Raw genomic sequence first — 13,333 nt, 5'->3', positions numbered from 1 at the left:
CAATATGCGCATCTCTTCAAGCGTGTTGTGAGCCAGGCTCCGGCCGTCTCGTTTCATGAGCGATCCTGTCAATAGCTGTCGCTCAAGCATAGACCATTTGTCCGCTAAATTTCTGACCTATGAGTAATCCGGAAGGCTGAGCATTAGCCGCAGACTAAATGTCCGGCGGCCGTATGAGACGCGTGCGTGACGCGACGCCCGCATTGTGCGGTGCCGGGGTTCCGGGGCAGAATTTCCGGTCGACATCCTTCCGGCGCCCCGACCATGCGCAATCGCATCAACGAAGAGATCACGTTCCGCAAGCTCGAAGTACTCCTCGCCTTCATGGAAACCGGCAGTCTCGCGAAGGCGGCCGACGCGCTGAACGTCAGCACGGTCAGCGTGCACCGCGCGCTGCACTCGCTCGAAGAAGGCATGCGTTGCGCGCTGTTCCGCCACGAAGGTCGCAACCTGATTCCGACCGAAGCCGCACAGGTGCTCGCCGAAGTCGCGGGCGAAGTGATCAAGACGATGACCGACGGGATCCGCGCGACGCGCGAGGCCGCCGGCTACAGTGCCGGGCAGCTGAAAATCGGCTCGCTCTATTCGCTGACGATCCGCACGGTGCCCGAGGTCGTGATCGCGCTCAAGGAACGGCGGCCCGAGCTGCAGGCGGAACTCGTGCTCGGCTCGAACGCGGACCTGCTGGACAAGCTCCGGCAAGGCGCGATCGATGCGGCGCTGATGGCCATGCCCGAGCATGACGCCGAGATCGAATCGATCGCCCTGTTCGACGATGAAATGTTTTTCGCCGCGCCGATCGATTCGCCGTACGCACAGCGCGACACGATCGATCTGGGCACGTGCCGCGACGCGCCGTTCGTGTCGCTCGGCGAAGGCTTCGCGACTCACCAGGGTTTCGTCGAGGCGTTCCGCATCGCCGATTTCACGCCGAACGTCGTGATGCGGGTTGGCGACATCTTCTCGTTGATCAACCTGGTCGGCGGCGGGGTCGGCTATACGCTGCTGCCGGGCCGCGTGCGCGATCTGTTCGCGCACAAGATCGCACTCGTGCCGCTTGCCGGACAGCACACGATGCGCCAGACCATCGGCCTCAGCTTCCTGCAGCGCCGCGAGCGCGACCCGAACCTGCTCGCGCTCGCGACCGTCTGCCGGATGACGGTCAAGGCCCGCGCGACCACCTGAGCGCCGACATGCCGCACGGTCACGTGCCGTTGCCGCGGCCTGCGGCGCGCCGGCCGGCGAACGAATACGCGCCCGCCCCCGCTCGCGTCAGAACCTGACCGCCATGCCGAGCCGCAGCAGCAGTTGATTCGGCGTCGTCGACGCGGTCACCAGATTGATCTGCACAACCGACGGCCGCGACTACTTCTTCGCGTCGGCGGCCGCTTCGCGCGCGGCGCCCGTTGCGCGATCGAGCTCGGCGGCCATCGCCATCTGCTCCTTGGCGCCGAACTGGCTGAGAAAGAGTTCCGCGACCGTCGACTGGTACACCTTCCACATCTTCTTGCGCAGCGCACGCCCCTTGTCGGTGATGCTCGCATACGCGGCCCGGCCATCGTCCGCCGAGCGGGCGCGCGTGACGAGCCCCTCCTGCTCGAGCCGATCGACGAGCCGCGTGAGGTTGTAGCGCTCGATCGCGAGTACGTCGGCCAGCTCGTGCATGCGGCGCGTACCGTCGAGCCCGCTTTCGAGACCCCACAACGCGTCGTACCACGCATACGCGGGCAGGCCGGCATCCGCGAGGCGGTGCTCGATCTCGCGAATCATCGTCCGGTGCGCGCGGACGAACGAGAACCACAGATCGGGTTCGGGTGCGCTCATGCCAGGTCGTTCCTCTCATTGAATTGCAGTTGCAATTAAATTCTACCGCGATGCAATTCACAAGGAAGCAAAGGACCGGCAGAGCTACCGCGCCGACTGCGCGAGCGGGCCTTGCGCACGCGGCCCGTCGCCGGACGGCCAGCCGCCGGCAAGCGCCTTGTACAGCGCGACCGTCGACGCCGCGCTGCGCATCCGCCCGTCGGCCGCCGCGTCCTGCGCCTGCAGCAGCGTCCGTTGCGCGTCGAGCACTTCGTAGTAGTCGATCGCGCCGGCCGAGAACCGCGTCTGCGCGAGCTGCGCGGCGCGCGCGCTGTCGTCCGCGGCACGCACGAGGTGGGTGGTCTCGTCACGCGTGCGGGCCACGCGCAGCAACGCGTTCTCCGTTTCCTCCAGCGCACCGAGCACGGTCTGCCGGTACTGCGCGAGCTGGCCGGCCGCTTCCGCATCGCTCGCGGCGATCCGCGCACGCACGCGGCCGACATCGAGGAACGACCAGTCGATGCCGAGCGCGATCAGGTTCGTGTCGCTGCCCGCGCGGAAGAACCCGTAGCTGTTCGTCGCGCTGCCGAGCAGCCCCGACAGCGTGAAGCGCGGAAACAGGTCGGCCGTCGCGACGCCCACGCGCGCGGTCGCCGCATGCAGCCGCGCTTCGGCGGCCGCCACGTCCGGCCGCCGGCGCAGCAGGTCGCCCGGCGTGCCGGGATCGATGTCGGCGGCGAGCGCCGGCAGCGGCACGGGCACGCCGCCCGAGGGGACGTCCTTCGGCGCGTCGAACCGACCGATCAGCGCGTCCGGCGTCTGCCCTGTCAGCACCGCGAGCCGGTGCTCGTCGACGCCGATGGCCGCTTCGTACACGGCAATCCGCGACGTCGTCGATTCGTACTGCGCACGGGCGCGCGCCGCATCGAGTTCGGAGCCGCGCCCCGCGCCGACGCGCGCATTGATCAGCGCGAGCGTCTGCTTCTGGTTCGCGGCATTCTCGCGCGCGATCCGCAGCCGCTCCTGCGAGCCGCGCAGGTCGACGTAGGTACTCGCGACCTCGCCCGCGATCGCGATGCGCACCGCGCGCACGTCCGCGGCACTCGCGGCCGTTTCCGCGCGCTGCGATTCGATCGAGCGCCGCACGCGGCCGAACAGGTCGAGTTCCCACGCGGCGTTGATCCCGACACTGGAAATCGGCGTATCGCGCTGGCTGCGCGGCGCGCCGAACGCCTGGTCCTTGCTCGACAGCTGATGGCCGATCCGGCCGCTCGCCGTAATCGTCGGATAGCGGTCGAAGGTCGCCTGCGACAGCAGCGCGTTCGATGCGTCGTAGCGCGACACGGCAACCTGCAGATCCTGATTCGCCGCGAGCGCCGCGTCGATCAGCCCGGTCAGCGCCGGATCGCCGAAGCCGCGCCAGAACGCGGCATCGGCGGCGTCCGTCGCATCGGGCGGCACATCGGGTATCGAAGCGTCACGCTGGGTCGCCGGATGCGCGTCGCGCGCAAACCGCGCAGCGGTGGCCGTATCAGGCCGCTTGAAATCGGGGCCGACCGCGCACGCGGCGAGTGTCACCGACATCGCGAGCGCGGAAAGACGGAAAACGGCGCTCATCGGTTTTCTCCTTCGAGGGTGCCGTGCTGTTCGCTCCAGACGGCCGGCGTGCCGCCCGCGAGCTTGCGGATCGTCACATAGAACACAGGCGTGAGGAACAGCCCGAACAGCGTGACGCCGAGCATCCCCGCGAACACGGTGATGCCGGTGGCCGCACGCACCTCGCTGCCCGCGCCGCTGCCGATCAGGAGCGGCACCGAGCCCGCGATGAACGCGACCGACGTCATCACGATCGGGCGCAGCCGCAGGCGGCACGCTTCGAGCGCGGCTTCGACGGTGCCCTTGCCCTGGATCTCCAGCTCGCGCGCGAACTCGACGATCAGGATCGCGTTCTTGCACGCAAGGCCCATCAGCACGACGAGACCCACCTGCACGAACACGTTGTTGTCGCCGCCCGACAGCCACACGCCGAACAGTGAAGCGGCCATGCACACCGGCACGATCAGGATCACCGCGAGCGGCAGCGTCCAGCTCTCGTACAGCGACGCGAGCACGAGGAACACGAGCATCACTGCGAGCGGGAACACGACGATCGCCGCATTGCTCTGCGTGACCTGCTGGTAGCTGAGGTCGGTCCATTCGAGCGTAATGCCGGGCGGCAGGACCTCCTTCGCGATCTGCTGAAGTTTCGCGATCGTCTGCGACGACGACATCACCTTCGGGTCCGCGTCGCCGATCAGGTCCGCAGCCGGAAAACCGTTGTAGCGGACGACCGGGTCCGGCCCGTAGGTGGGCTCGACAGTCACCATCGAGCCGATCGGCACCATCTCGCCTTTCGCATTGCGCGTGCGCAGGTTCGCGATGTCCGCCGCGGTCTGGCGATGGCCGGCATCCGCCTGTGCCATCACGCGGTAGACGCGCCCGAACAGGTTGAAGTCGTTCACGTACGTCGAGCCGAGATAGACCTGCAGCGTGTCGAACAGATCGGTAAGCGCGACGCCCTGCGCCTTCGCTTTAAGCCGATCGACCTTCACCTCGAGCTGCGGGATGTTTGCCTGGTACGAGCTGACCGGATAGCGCATGCCCGGCGTCTTCGCGACCGCGGCCTGGAACACTGACAGCGCGTTCTGCAGCGCGCCGTAGCCGAGGCCCGCGCGATCCTCCAGATACAGCGAATAGCCGGATCCGTTGCCGAGGCCCTGGATCGGCGGCGGCAACAGCGCATACGCGATCCCGCCGCTGATGCCCGCGAAGCGCGCATTCAGCTCGGCGTTGATCTGCGCGGCGCTGCGATGCCGCTGGTCGAACGGCTTCAGGATGATGTACGACGTGGTGATGTTCGGCGTGTTCACGCCCTGCAGCGCGTTCAGCCCCGCGAAACCCGGCACCATCTCGACACCGTCGGTGCTGCGCGCGATCTTCATCATCTGCTCGGCCACCGCGCTCGTGCGCGACAGCGACGCACCTTCCGGCAGCTTCGCGCCCGCGAACAGGTACAGCTTGTCCTGGACCGGAATGAAACCGCCCGGCACCGTGTTGAACAGCAGCGCCGTCGCCGCGAGCAGCACCGCGTAGACCGCGAACACCGCACCGCGGCGCTTCAGCGTGCGCGTGACCACGCCGTGATAGCTGTCCGAGCTGCGCTCGAAGAAGCGGTTGAACGGATGGAACAGCCAGCCGAACGCGCGGTCGAGCGCGCGCGTGAGCGCATCCTTCGGCGCGCCATGCGGCCGCAGCAGCTTCGCGGCCAGCGCCGGCGACAGCGTCAGCGAGTTGATGGCCGAGATCACGGTCGAGATCGCGATCGTGACCGCGAACTGCCGGTAGAACTGGCCCGTGACGCCCGACATGAATGCCATCGGCACGAACACCGCGCACAGCACCAGCGCGATCGCGACGATCGGGCCGGACACCTCGCGCATCGCCTGGTGCGCGGCGTCGCGCGGGCTCAGGCCCTGTGCGATGTTGCGCTCGACGTTCTCGACGACGACGATCGCATCGTCGACGACGATCCCGATCGCGAGCACGAGCCCGAACAGCGTCAGCGTGTTGATCGAGTAGCCGAGCAGCAGCAGCCACGCGAACGTGCCGACCACCGACACCGGCACCGCGACGAGCGGAATGATCGACGCGCGCCAGGTCTGCAGGAACAGGATCACGACGAACACCACCAGCACGACCGCCTCGATCAGCGTGTGCTGCACCGCGCGGATCGACTCGCGCACGAACACCGTCGGGTCCCACACGGGCCGGTACGCGATGCCGGGCGGGAAGCGCTTCGACAGCTCGTCGAGCTTCGCGTACACCGATTTCGCGACCTCGAGCGCGTTCGCGCCCGGCGACAGGAAGACGCCGATCACGGCCGAATGCTTGTCGTTGAAGAACGCGCGCAGCGTGTAGTCGCCCGCGCCGAGCTCGAGCCGCGCGACGTCCGACAGCCGCACGACCTGGCCGTCGTCGCCGTTGCGCAGCACGATATCGCCGAACTCCTGCACCGTGCGCAAGCGGCCGCGCACGTTGATCGACACGAGGAAATCGGCGGGCTTCGGCGACGGTTCCGCGCCGAGCTGGCCCGCCGACACCTGTACGTTCTGCTCGCGCACCGCCGCGATCACGTCGCTCGCGGTCAGCCCGCGCGACGCGAGCCGGTTCGGATCGAGCCAGATCCGCATCGCGTAGTCGCCGGAGCCATTGACGCCGACGTCGCCGATGCCGGTGATCCGCGACAGCTCGTCCTTCACGTGCAGCGTCAGGTAGTTGCGCAGGTACAGCGAATCGCGGCTGTTGTCCGGCGAGTAGAGGCTCACGTACATCAGCGGCGTCGGCGACTGCTTCTGCGTCGTCACGCCGTACTGGCGCACTTCGTCGGGCAGGCGCGACAGCGCCTGGCTCACGCGGTTCTGCACGCGCACCGCGGCCGTGTCCGGATCGACGCCCGGCGCGAACGTGACGACCACCTGCAGGCTGCCGTTCGAACCCGCGACCGATTTCATGTACATGATCCCTTCGACGCCGTTGATCGCCTCTTCGAGCGGCTCGGCGACCGATTCGGCGATGGCCTTCGGGTTCGCGCCCGGATACGTCGCGCGCACGACCACGCTCGGCGGCACCACTTCCGGATACTCGCCCGCGGGCAGCATCGGAATCGCGATCAGCCCGAGCGCGAAGATGACGATCGACAGCACGACCGCGAAGATCGGGCGGTCGATGAAGAAACGGGAGAAATCCATATCGCGCCTCCCGTCACTGCGCAGCCGGCGCCGCCGCATCGGCGGATGCAGGCAGCGTCGCGGCGACGGGTTGCACGGCGAGCGCCTTCGGCTTCACCGGTGCGCCCGGATAGTAGATCCGCTGCACGCCTTCGACGATCACGCGGTCGCCGGCCTTCAGCCCCTTCTCGATGATCCGCTCGCCGTCCAGCGCGCGGCCGATCGTCACGTCGCGGCGCAGCGCCTTGTCGCCCGCGCCGACCACGTACACGTACTTGCGGTCCTGGTCGGTCAGCACCGCCTTGTCGTCGACCAGCAGCGCATCCTGGTCGCGGCCGCTGACGAGCTGCACGCGCGCGTAGAGCCCCGGCGTGAACGTGTGGTCCGCGTTGGACAGGCGCACGCGCGCACGGATCGTGCCCGTGGCCGGGTCGAGCCGGTTGTCGAGGAAATCGACCGTGCCCGCGTGCGGGAAACCCGTCTCGTTCGCGAGGCCGACGCGCACCGGATCGGCGCCGATCGCGCGATGCGCCGGGTCGGCGCGCCGCGCGTTGTAGCGCAGGTAGCTCTGCTCGTCGCAATCGAAGTACACGTAGACGGGATCCTGCGACACGACCGTGGTCAGCAGCGTGTCGTCGGCGCGCGCGAGGTTGCCGACCGTCGCGAGCGCACGGCCGACGCGGCCCGCGATCGGCGCACGCACTTCGGTGAAGCCGAGGTTGAGCTGCGCGTCGGCGACGGCGGCTTCCGCCGCCTGCAGGTCCGCGCGCGCCTGCGCATCGGTCGCGTGCGCGTTGTCGAGTTCCTCCTGCGACGTCGCGTGCGCGTCGATCAGGGTCTGCACGCGCTTGAGCTGCACCTGCGCGAGGCTGGCCGCCGCGCGCGCCCGCTGGCGCTGCGCGGTGGCGCGATCGAGCGCGATCCGGTACGGACGCGGATCGATCACGAACAGCACCGTGCCTTGCGGCACGAGATCGCCCTCCTTGTACGCGACGCGCTGCAGATAGCCGCTCACGCGCGGCCGCAATTCGACCGCGTCGACTGCCTCGACACGGCCGTTGAACTCGTCGGCGAGACGCACGGTACGCGGTGCGATCGTCGCGATGCCGACTTCGGGCGGGGATTGGGCCGGCGGACCGTCATTGCGTTCATGACAACCGGACAACGCAAGCAGGAGCGCGCAGACGGCGCCCCAGAACGGCGTCTTGCGGACAGGAAAAGAGAGCATGGAGCCTCGCGGTACGTTAAACTGCCGCGTAGCTTAAAAGTTGAAGTTAACTTTAAGTCAAGAATTCCCGGAGGCTTGCATGGGTATCACCGAAGAGACGAAATGGCCGCTGCTGTCGATTCGCGAAGTGGCCGCGCGCAGCGGCGTACCCGCGTCGACGCTGCGCTTCTACGAGTCGCGCGGGTTGATCCGCTCGCAGCGCAACGGCTCGAGCCATCGCCACTATCCGCGCTCGGTGCTGCGGCTCATCGCCTTCATCGTGTTCGCGCAGAAGATCGGCTATTCGCTCGACGAGATCGCCGAGCAGCTCGTGAGCCTGCCGGCCGACACGCTGCCGACCAACAAGGACTGGCAGCGGCTGTCACGAGGATGGAAGAAGCGCGTCGCGGACCGGATCGAGGAACTGCAGCGGCTGTACATCAATCTCGACGAATGCATCGGCTGCGGCTGCCTGTCGCTGAAGCGCTGCAAGCTGACGAACGCCGACGATCGTGCGGGCCGGCGCGGGCCGGGCGCGCGGCGGTGGCTCGGGGATCCGCCACCCGTCTGACGGCCGCGCGGGCGCGCCGGCCCGCGTCGCTCAGCGCCCCAGCAGGTTGATCGCCGTCGCGAGCACGGCTTCCTTGAATTGCTGCGGACGCGTCGGCAGCGACGTGAATTCGTGCATCAGATGGCTGTACGCGACCGTCGTGCCGATCGCGTTTTCGAGCATGAAGAACATCACGTCGGGATCCGTCATCGTGATTTCCCCGGCTTCGGCCGCGTCGGTCAGCAGCGGCACCATGACCGCGTGATATGGACGCACGAGCCGCTCGAGCAGCCGGTTGAGCCGCTCGCCCTGCTCCGTCGTGGCGGTCGAGAAGAACATCCCGATATCCGGCTCGGCGAACACCATGTCGATGCCCAGTTCCAGCGCGCGCTCGACGCGCGCCCGGCGTGACAGCGACGACGTGCGCAACGCGCGCTGCGCGTCGAACAGCGGCGCAGCCAGCTCCGCGATCTGCTCGACGACCGCGAGCCACAGCGTTTCCTTGCTCCCGAAATGGTGCGCGATCAGCGCCGCATCTACATCGAGTTCGCGCGCGATCTCACGCACGCTCGTCGCGTCGTAGCCACGTTTTGCAAACATTCCGCGGGCCGCCCGCAAAATCACGTCCGGCCCGACGGATGCGCCCGGCAGCGGCCGCCCGCGCGCGCGCCGCTTCGCCGGCGACCGCTCAGAGACTTCATCCACGTTTTCCTGCTCCGTTCCTGTATTAACTTGCCTCGACCATGCGTCCGCCCCGCATTCCGGAACCGGACGGTCACCCCCTTCGATTGACACGTCAAGCATCGAAGCGCTAGGATCATACCTTATTCATCACGTGATGATTTAACCATGTCAGAACCCCTCCGCATCGTCATCGCCGGCGGCGGCATCGCCGGTTTGCAACTCGCGACCCGCCTCGGCGAACGGCTCGGCCGCCCCGGTCGCACGGAAGTCACGTGGATCGACCGCAGCCCGACGCACGTGTGACTCGAAAGGACTGACATCATGGATGACAGCGCAGCGCCCTGGCTTCGAACCGTCGCGGAAATCGGCAGCATCGGCATGCCGCCATTGTGGTCGGCGGCGGATCGGCGACGCAGCACGACACGCGACAAACTGCCGGCGTGGAACCCGTCGAGCCGGCCGACGATCGGCGTGCTCGAACGGCCGGCGCCCGATTGCGTGATGATTTCGTGGTGCGACGCGTGTACCGGGCATTACGGTTATCAGAAATGGCGGCTGTTCACCACGCGGCGGCGCGGCGCGTGTGCGCTGTCCGGACGGCCGATCGAGATCGGCGACAGCGTTTATGCGCCGCAACTGCTCGGGTCGACGCCGGGGAATGCTGGCGCAATGATCCTCGCGGACTGTCTGGATGCTGTCTAGGCGGCTTGACGGGGAAGCCGGCCCCGGCCTCGCATGATGCTTACGAACGGCTGACCGCGCCGCATTACATCGCGTCTCGCCGCATCACGGCAGCACTCCGCGTTCGCCGCCTCCCGGACGCCACCCGCACGCATAGTGGGAATAAAACCCGTTGCACACCGGTATCACGTGCAGAAGGTGCCGGTTTCTCCGCGGACGACCCGGCCGTCCGGTTCCCACCATTCGCTTGTGAGGCCCCCATGTCATCATCGAATCCATCGAACCCGTCCCGCCGGAAAGCCCTGCAGTGCATGGCCTTCGGTGGCCTCGGGACGCTCTTCACGCTGTCGGGCGGCGTCCTCGCGCCGTTCGATCTGGCAATGGCGCAACAGGGAGGCGCGCCGCCCGCGAACCTCGGCAAACCGCTGTTCCTGCAGATCAGCGACTCGCACATCGGCTTCAACAAGGAAGCCAACCCCGACGTCGCGAGCACGCTCCAGCGCACGATCGACCTCGTCAACGGCATGCCCGACAAGCCGGCGCTGACGATCCACACCGGCGACATCACGCACCTGTCGAAAGCGGCGGAATTCGATCTTGCGTCGCAGCTGCTGTCCGGCTTGACGATTTCCGAGCTTCATACGGTTCCGGGCGAGCACGACGTGACCGACGGCAACGGCGCCGAGTATTTCAGCCGCTTCGGCAAGGCGTCGGACAATCGCGGCTACTACAGCTTCGATCACGACGGCGTGCATTTCATTGCGCTCGTCAATGTGATGCACTTCAAGCCGAACGGGCTCGGCAGCTTCGGCACCGACCAGCTCGCGTGGCTCGAACAGGATCTCAAGGGCCGCTCGTCGAGCACGCCGATCGTCGTGTTCTCGCACATGCCGATGTGGACGATCTACGAACCGTGGGGCTGGGGAACCGGTGACGCGCCGCAGGCACTCGGCTATCTGAAGCGCTTCGGCTCGGTTACGGTGCTGAACGGACATATCCATCAGATCGTTTCGAAGGTCGAAGGCAACATCACGTTCCACACCGCCCGCTCGACCGCGTTCCCGCAGCCGACCGCCGGCAACGGCCCCGGCCCCGTGCCGCTCACGGTGCCGCGCGACCAGCTCGCGAAAATGCTCGGCGTGACCACCGTCGCGATTGCCGGCCATCCCGCGGCGTCGGCGCTGCACGACTCGACCCTCAGTTAAGCGCAAGGAGTGCATCGTGAACCACAAGCCTTCATCCCGCTTCCTGATCGCCGCCGCGCTGGGCTTCGCGGCGTGCGGCACCGCCGTCCCGGCATTCGCGCAGAACACCGGTGACACGGTCGTCACGATCAAGAATTTCATGTTTTCGCCGATGTCCACCACGATCAAGGCGGGCACGACGCTCACATGGAAGAATCTCGACGCGGAGCCGCACACCATCGTCAACGACGCCGGCATCTTCCATTCGAAAGCACTCGACGAGGATGAGACCTACTCGTTCAAGTTCGACAAGCCGGGCGTCTACAAGGTGTTCTGCGGCATTCATCCGTTCATGAAGGAAACGATCACGGTCGAGTGACGCGGATCATCGCAGCCGGTGCGGTCCGGCGGCGCGCTCCGTCATCGGGGTACGTCGCCGGGCCGCATGTCGGTCGTGTCGGTCGCACTGCGGTCGCGCTACGAACCGGCCCGCATGCGCAGGCGTTCGACGAACCCGCCCAGCTCACGTGCGTCCGCATCCGTGACGACCCAGTAGTTCATGTGCGCAGTGGCCCAGTGCGCTAGACGGTAACCGTGCTGCACGTAGACATGAGGCTGCTCCGCGGCACGGTCGGCAGGCCATACGTAGACATTGATCGGATGCAGCCTGTAGCGGTACACTAGCACCGCGACCGCGCGCCCGTTCACATAGTCGAGCCGCCCGCCGACGAGCGGATAGCCGTCGTTCGCGAGCTCCGGCACCGGTGGCGCAAAATCGATCTTCCCGTCGAACCACGGCTTCACCGTGTGCCGGTCGGTCGACACGACGTCGATCAGATGACTCGCCTGAAGCGAACGCACATGGTTGTCGACGAGTTCCGAGCGGAGCTGGGCATCGGCGCTCGGCACGGACAGGTAAAGCGACCCGCTCCACGCGAGCACGAACACGCTGACGGCCATTGCACCGGCGGGCGCCCAGATCGGCACGCCGTGCGTTCCGCGCGGCGCCAGCCATTGCGTGAAGCGCTGCAGCGCCGTCTTGCGGACGCGCAGATCGGACACGATCCGCGCGCGCAGCGCATCCGGCGCGTGAAACCGGAGGTCGGGCGCTTTCATCAGCGCACTGACCTGCCGCTGCGTGTCGAACGCCTGCCTGCATGCGCTGCAGCGCGCCAGATGGCGCTCGAATGCCGCGCTCTGCGCGAGACCCAACTCGTTGTCGAGATACGCGGACAGCAAGTCGACTGCCTGTTGATGATCCATCACGCCTCCTGGCCCACGCTCGTCAGAATCGCGGCGAGCTGTCGTCGGCCGCGCCCCAGACGCGACATCACAGTGCCGATCGGGACGCCGACAACGCTCGCGATTTCCTTGTACGACAATCCCTCGATCTCCCTCAGCACGATGACCTCGCGATGCTCGACGCTCAGGCGACTGAGCGCGCTGACCACACGCTGGCGATCCTGATCGCGCATCATCAGCGTTTCGGGGCTGCACGCGCGTTCGTCGCAGATGTCCGGCGCGCCATCCTCGTCGTCGAGCGACAGCGATTCGGTCGCGTGGCGCCGGTTCTGCCGATACCACGTACAGAACACGTTGCGCACGATGCTCAGCAACCACGCACGCGCGTCGTTGCCGTCGAACCGGTCGATGAACCGGAATGCGCGGATATACGCTTCCTGCACGATGTCCTGTGCGTCCTGGTCGCTGCGTGCCAGCCATCGCGCGACGTTGTACGCCGAATGCATGTGAGGCAGCAGCAGTACCTCGAAGCGCCTGGCAGAAGATTGCTCGTCCATTCCGAACCCGGATCGTCACTTGACCGAAACTGCACTCGCACAGGTGATGACCGCGGCAACACCATTTCTATTCCCGGCTGCTGCGCGTATTTCAGATCCGGCTCGAGAGCGACGACGCCGATTCGCATATGGCACCGCGAGACACCGCGACCGGGACTCCCCGCGTTCGACGAATCTCGCAAGATGCCTCACGAGCGGAATAAACGCGCGCCCTTCGAAGTTGAACTGGTTGCAGGACCCGTTGTTGTTCTTTCGAAGGAGCGAGACATGAGCAGGCATCTGATGATCGGCTTTTCCATTGCGGTGCTTTCCGCAACCGGATTCGCCACACACGCGGTCGCGCAAGGCAAGACGCGCGCCGAAGTCCGTCAGGAATTGATCGACGCGCAAAACCACGGAATGCGATTCGTGACGGATACGTCCTACCCCGACGTGAGTCCGCTGTTCCGGCCGCAGGCAGAACGCATGCAGACCCAGCCCGAGCAAAGCGGATCGGGAAATCAGGCCGCCGGTTCGTCCGATGCGGGCAAGCGCGCAACCGCACCGGCGCTGCAGGACACGATGCCTTGCACGGGTCCGGTCAGCTATTGCTCGCCGTACTTCGGTAGCTGACGCGACGGGCACCTTCCCCGTCGTTTAGCGCCCATGCGACACATTCC

Annotated in this window: 13 protein-coding genes and 1 pseudogene; 7 read left to right on the top strand and 7 right to left on the bottom strand. The window is 66.8% G+C overall.

All coding sequences use genetic code 11. From position 1 onward, the window contains the following. The first annotated feature begins 264 nt into the window (after nucleotides 1-264). On the top strand, nucleotides 265-1,185 hold the full coding sequence (locus DID96_RS25510; protein WP_124602023.1) for a LysR family transcriptional regulator: 921 nt from the start codon (nucleotides 265-267) through the stop codon (nucleotides 1,183-1,185). Nucleotides 1,186-1,365: 180 nt separating this feature from the next. Here DID96_RS25510 and DID96_RS25505 read toward each other — a convergent pair whose 3' ends face one another. From DID96_RS25505 to DID96_RS25490, 4 genes are all read right to left on the bottom strand, one after another. Beyond that, complete coding sequence (locus tag DID96_RS25505) at nucleotides 1,366-1,824, bottom strand: MarR family winged helix-turn-helix transcriptional regulator (protein WP_124602022.1); 459 nt, start codon at nucleotides 1,822-1,824, stop codon at nucleotides 1,366-1,368. 84 nt (nucleotides 1,825-1,908) lie between these two features. Further along, on the bottom strand, nucleotides 1,909-3,420 hold the full coding sequence (locus DID96_RS25500; RefSeq protein WP_124602021.1) for an efflux transporter outer membrane subunit: 1,512 nt from the start codon (nucleotides 3,418-3,420) through the stop codon (nucleotides 1,909-1,911). Further along, nucleotides 3,417-6,590, bottom strand: coding sequence for an efflux RND transporter permease subunit (locus tag DID96_RS25495; RefSeq protein ID WP_124602020.1), 3,174 nt, complete (start codon nucleotides 6,588-6,590; stop codon nucleotides 3,417-3,419). The genes DID96_RS25500 and DID96_RS25495 overlap by 4 nt, the downstream gene beginning before the upstream one ends. Before the next feature lie 13 nt (nucleotides 6,591-6,603). After that, on the bottom strand, nucleotides 6,604-7,797 hold the full coding sequence (locus DID96_RS25490) for an efflux RND transporter periplasmic adaptor subunit (RefSeq protein ID WP_124602019.1): 1,194 nt from the start codon (nucleotides 7,795-7,797) through the stop codon (nucleotides 6,604-6,606). 79 nt (nucleotides 7,798-7,876) lie between these two features. On the opposite strand from DID96_RS25490, the gene soxR reads away from it, so the two are divergent. Next, nucleotides 7,877-8,347 (top strand): redox-sensitive transcriptional activator SoxR, encoded by a 471-nt coding sequence (gene soxR / locus DID96_RS25485; RefSeq protein ID WP_124602018.1) that lies wholly within the window; start codon nucleotides 7,877-7,879, stop codon nucleotides 8,345-8,347. 30 nt (nucleotides 8,348-8,377) lie between these two features. On the opposite strand, the gene DID96_RS25480 is transcribed toward soxR, so the two are convergent. Continuing rightward, nucleotides 8,378-9,031 carry a TetR/AcrR family transcriptional regulator gene (locus tag DID96_RS25480; protein ID WP_124602017.1) on the bottom strand — a complete coding sequence of 218 codons (654 nt, stop codon included), beginning with the start codon at nucleotides 9,029-9,031 and terminating at the stop codon, nucleotides 8,378-8,380. 144 nt (nucleotides 9,032-9,175) lie between these two features. On the opposite strand from DID96_RS25480, the pseudogene DID96_RS25475 reads away from it, so the two are divergent. The 4 genes and pseudogenes from DID96_RS25475 to DID96_RS25460 form a co-directional block, all read left to right on the top strand. Continuing rightward, nucleotides 9,176-9,310 (top strand): annotated as a pseudogene (locus DID96_RS25475) (NAD(P)/FAD-dependent oxidoreductase); the annotation flags it as partial. Between the two features lie 21 nt (nucleotides 9,311-9,331). Next, complete coding sequence (locus tag DID96_RS25470) at nucleotides 9,332-9,712, top strand: DUF3331 domain-containing protein (RefSeq protein WP_124602016.1); 381 nt, start codon at nucleotides 9,332-9,334, stop codon at nucleotides 9,710-9,712. Between the two features lie 239 nt (nucleotides 9,713-9,951). Beyond that, the gene (locus tag DID96_RS25465; protein WP_124602015.1) at nucleotides 9,952-10,896 is read left to right on the top strand and encodes a metallophosphoesterase; all 945 of its coding nucleotides are present in this window, start codon (nucleotides 9,952-9,954) and stop codon (nucleotides 10,894-10,896) included. Between the two features lie 16 nt (nucleotides 10,897-10,912). Beyond that, on the top strand, nucleotides 10,913-11,254 hold the full coding sequence (locus DID96_RS25460) for a cupredoxin family copper-binding protein (RefSeq protein ID WP_409333812.1): 342 nt from the start codon (nucleotides 10,913-10,915) through the stop codon (nucleotides 11,252-11,254). 98 nt (nucleotides 11,255-11,352) lie between these two features. On the opposite strand, the gene DID96_RS25455 is transcribed toward DID96_RS25460, so the two are convergent. After that, complete coding sequence (locus tag DID96_RS25455) at nucleotides 11,353-12,138, bottom strand: anti-sigma factor (protein ID WP_124602014.1); 786 nt, start codon at nucleotides 12,136-12,138, stop codon at nucleotides 11,353-11,355. Beyond that, on the bottom strand, nucleotides 12,138-12,674 hold the full coding sequence (locus DID96_RS25450) for a sigma-70 family RNA polymerase sigma factor (protein ID WP_124602013.1): 537 nt from the start codon (nucleotides 12,672-12,674) through the stop codon (nucleotides 12,138-12,140). The genes DID96_RS25455 and DID96_RS25450 overlap by 1 nt, the downstream gene beginning before the upstream one ends. A 267-nt stretch (nucleotides 12,675-12,941) precedes the next feature. Between DID96_RS25450 and DID96_RS25445 the strand changes: the two genes are divergently transcribed. Then, complete coding sequence (locus DID96_RS25445) at nucleotides 12,942-13,286, top strand: DUF4148 domain-containing protein (RefSeq protein ID WP_124602033.1); 345 nt, start codon at nucleotides 12,942-12,944, stop codon at nucleotides 13,284-13,286. Nucleotides 13,287-13,333 lie beyond the last annotated feature (47 nt).

It is taken from the genome of Burkholderia sp. Bp8963 (assembly GCF_003854275.1).
Classification (GTDB): Bacteria; Pseudomonadota; Gammaproteobacteria; order Burkholderiales; family Burkholderiaceae; genus Burkholderia.
The sequence above is the reverse complement of the archived record's forward strand: the minus strand, read 5'-3'. Positions and strand labels throughout refer to the sequence as shown.

Coding starts and splice junctions, on each gene's coding strand:
- DID96_RS25465 (WP_124602015.1), top strand. CDS start 9,952: ATGTCATCATCGAATCCATCGAACCCGTCCCGCCGGAAAGCCCTGCAG.
- soxR (WP_124602018.1), top strand. CDS start 7,877: ATGGGTATCACCGAAGAGACGAAATGGCCGCTGCTGTCGATTCGCGAA.
- DID96_RS25495 (WP_124602020.1), bottom strand. CDS start 6,590: ATGGATTTCTCCCGTTTCTTCATCGACCGCCCGATCTTCGCGGTCGTG.
- DID96_RS25505 (WP_124602022.1), bottom strand. CDS start 1,824: ATGAGCGCACCCGAACCCGATCTGTGGTTCTCGTTCGTCCGCGCGCAC.
- DID96_RS25490 (WP_124602019.1), bottom strand. CDS start 7,797: ATGCTCTCTTTTCCTGTCCGCAAGACGCCGTTCTGGGGCGCCGTCTGC.
- DID96_RS25510 (WP_124602023.1), top strand. CDS start 265: ATGCGCAATCGCATCAACGAAGAGATCACGTTCCGCAAGCTCGAAGTA.
- DID96_RS25500 (WP_124602021.1), bottom strand. CDS start 3,420: ATGAGCGCCGTTTTCCGTCTTTCCGCGCTCGCGATGTCGGTGACACTC.
- DID96_RS25470 (WP_124602016.1), top strand. CDS start 9,332: ATGGATGACAGCGCAGCGCCCTGGCTTCGAACCGTCGCGGAAATCGGC.
- DID96_RS25450 (WP_124602013.1), bottom strand. CDS start 12,674: ATGGACGAGCAATCTTCTGCCAGGCGCTTCGAGGTACTGCTGCTGCCT.
- DID96_RS25445 (WP_124602033.1), top strand. CDS start 12,942: ATGAGCAGGCATCTGATGATCGGCTTTTCCATTGCGGTGCTTTCCGCA.
- DID96_RS25455 (WP_124602014.1), bottom strand. CDS start 12,138: ATGGATCATCAACAGGCAGTCGACTTGCTGTCCGCGTATCTCGACAAC.